Source organism: Roseibium aestuarii (assembly GCF_008477545.1).
GTDB classification, from domain to species: Bacteria; Pseudomonadota; Alphaproteobacteria; order Rhizobiales; family Stappiaceae; genus Roseibium; species Roseibium aestuarii.
Genome location: NZ_VORA01000016.1, coordinates 1 through 2356, shown reverse-complemented (window position 1 = coordinate 2356; position 2356 = coordinate 1). Strand labels below are relative to the sequence as shown.

Below are 2356 nucleotides of genomic sequence, written 5' to 3'. Positions count from 1 at the left end.
TCAAGACAGCCGGGAGAGCACCCCCATCATAACAGCATCCAAAACGAACAATCCCAGGTGACGCCATAGGACTGCGACCAGTCCTTGTTCCGCGTCGGATGGTTCGATCCGTCGTAGTCCACGAGATACGGCGGGTCGGTCGCGAACAGCACCGCGCGCTCGCCGTTCATCAGGCGGCGAACATCGTCGTGGCTGGTGCTGTCCCCGCAGAGGAGGCGGTGGTCACCGAGGATCCACAGATCGCCGGTGCGCGACGCCGGGTTGCGCGGCGGCTCGGGGATGGTCACCGGCGGCACTGAGCCCCCGGCGCCACCTTCTTCACCGTCGTCTTCCGCGACGTAGGCCAGCAGCTTGTCGAGTTCGCCATCGGAAAACCCGACCAGCGATAGGTCGAAATCCTCGGCGAGCAGGTCGCTCAATTCGGCCGACAGCAGCGCCTCGTCCCAGGTGCCCAGCTCCGTCAGCTTGTTGTCTGCGATCCGGTAGGCCCGCCGCTGCGCCTCGGTCAGATGCCCGAGCACGATCACCGGCGCCTCGGTCAACCCCAGCTGCGCCGCCGCCAGCACCCGGCCATGCCCCGCGATCAGTTCGCCGTCCTCGCCGACGAGGCATGGCACCGTCCAGCCGAACTCGGCGATGCTGGCAGCGATCTTCGCGACTTGGTCCGCGCCATGCGCCTTCGCGTTCTTCGCGTAGGGCTGCAGGCGCGACAACGGCCACATCTCGATCGCGTCCGGGGCGAAGCTCAGCGTCATGGTGGGCAAGGTTCCTCGGTCGCGTGGATGCCGGTGGCTTCCGGACTCCGGATGCCGGGCCGGACTCCACGCGGGGTCCAGCGGCTACCAGCGGTGTCCGGTCGGAAGGCCAGCGTTCATTGGTGTTTGCGCGGCGCGCGCGCGGCTCCGGCTTCCGGATGGCTTCCCAAAAATCCGGCCCTGTCGCTGGCGATGTCCCGCGCTTCGCCCGCCAGCATACGAAAACGCCCAGGAAGGAACCGGAAACTGCCGTGGGCTGGACCCCGGCCGGACCCTCGCTGGATACCGGGGTCCAGAAGGCCCCCGTCAACGCAAAGGGGAGAGCGAGCTTTCCAGCGCACTCTCCCCATCTTGCCTTCGGAATAGCATGGATCTGTTGCAGATGTCGAAGGGAAAAGTGTTGCAACACATTGGAGTCACTGTGCATTCAGGCGCGCAGCTATCTTGGTCAGCGCCAGCTGCCAGCGACGCCAGGCGGTCGTGCGGTCGCAGCCCAGCTCCCCGCTGATCTGCTTCCACGGCACCCGGGCCGCACGCGACCAGACCAGCTTGCGCTCCGCCTCCTCGATCCAGAGCACCCAGTCGAAGGTCTGCTCGAGCCGGGTGATCGCGGCGGCCGAGGGCCAGACCCGCATCGGCTGCGGTTCCATCGCCGCGATCTCGCGGCTGGTCCGCACGATGTCGGGCCAGGTGTTGAAGTAGCCCTGCGCCTTCACCGGCGGCAGCTTCCGCAGGGTGCGGAACGCCTCCTCGAAATGATCGGCGACGCAGTCTGCGGTCCATTCGCGATCAGCCATGGCGCGCCTCCCTGTCGGACGGGCGCGGGCCGTAGAGCTTCTCGCCGAGCTGGCGGACAAGCTCACGCTCGGGCCAGGTGAGGCGGGCATCATCTGCGGAGACCGCGAGGACGCCCTGTTCCCGCCAGCCCTCGCGCTTGACCTGCTCGGGATCACGGCGCCGGCCGCCGTAGCCATGGGGGTGCCATCTCATGCGACACCCCCGTTCGTCTCGATCGCCCAGAGCAAGATGGCGATGGCGTCGGCCTCGTTGTCGTCAGCGGGGCTGAAGCCGCGGGCGCGGATGGCTGCGACCATGGCGGCCTTGTCGGCGTTGCCCTTGCCCGAGGCGTGGCGCTTGATCGTGCCGACCGGAACGCCCTCGTAGGGCACGCCGCGCAGTTCCGCCCATGCGGTCAGCGTGGCCAAGAGCCCGCCGTAGATGTGGCTCGCGTCGGTGCCAGCGTGGCGGCGGACCTCCTCGAACCAGATCGCCGCCACCGGACCGGAAAGCCGATCGATCTCGGTGAGCCAGTTGGTGAAGCGCAGGTAGCGCATGCCGCCGCCGTCGAAGCGGCCGGGGCGCAGCGAGACGGTGCCGCTGGTGATCAGACCGTCATGGCCGCGGATCGCCCAGCCGGTCGAGGTGCCGAGATCGAGCGCGAGCATGCAGCGGTTGCGGGGCGTGTCGAGCGGCAGCGATTCAAACCTTGCGCCGTCGCAATTCGGGATCAGAGTCGGCTGAGCCATGATGGGTCTCCTTTGCCGGGGGCCTGTGGTGGTGGAAGACGACGGCGGTCTGGTGCTTGGCGGTACGGGGCCGCC

The 2356-nt window shown here is 68.1% G+C and carries 4 protein-coding genes; all 4 read right to left on the bottom strand.

The window, feature by feature from the left end:
* Positions 1–26: 26 nt before the first annotated feature.
* The gene (locus tag FR728_RS19220) at positions 27–755 is read right to left on the bottom strand and encodes a ParB/Srx family N-terminal domain-containing protein (RefSeq protein ID WP_244304777.1); all 729 of its coding nucleotides are present in this window, start codon (positions 753–755) and stop codon (positions 27–29) included.
* Positions 756–1171: 416 nt separating this feature from the next.
* Complete coding sequence (locus FR728_RS19215; RefSeq protein WP_018303644.1) at positions 1172–1552, bottom strand: DUF6362 family protein; 381 nt, start codon at positions 1550–1552, stop codon at positions 1172–1174.
* The gene (locus tag FR728_RS19210) at positions 1545–1745 is read right to left on the bottom strand and encodes a hypothetical protein (RefSeq protein ID WP_149894353.1); all 201 of its coding nucleotides are present in this window, start codon (positions 1743–1745) and stop codon (positions 1545–1547) included. Before FR728_RS19210 ends, FR728_RS19215 begins: the two co-directional genes overlap by 8 nt.
* Positions 1742–2200, bottom strand: a complete 459-nt coding sequence (locus tag FR728_RS19205) for a crossover junction endodeoxyribonuclease RuvC (protein WP_208998938.1) — start codon at positions 2198–2200, stop codon at positions 1742–1744. The genes FR728_RS19210 and FR728_RS19205 overlap by 4 nt, the downstream gene beginning before the upstream one ends.
* Between the last annotated feature and the right edge of the window lie 156 nt (positions 2201–2356).

Excerpts from the sequence above, each read along its gene's own strand:
- FR728_RS19220 (WP_244304777.1), bottom strand. The coding sequence starts at position 755 with ATGACGCTGAGCTTCGCCCCGGACGCGATCGAGATGTGGCCGTTGTCG.
- FR728_RS19215 (WP_018303644.1), bottom strand. The coding sequence starts at position 1,552 with ATGGCTGATCGCGAATGGACCGCAGACTGCGTCGCCGATCATTTCGAG.
- FR728_RS19210 (WP_149894353.1), bottom strand. The coding sequence starts at position 1,745 with ATGAGATGGCACCCCCATGGCTACGGCGGCCGGCGCCGTGATCCCGAG.
- FR728_RS19205 (WP_208998938.1), bottom strand. The coding sequence starts at position 2,200 with ATGCTCGCGCTCGATCTCGGCACCTCGACCGGCTGGGCGATCCGCGGC.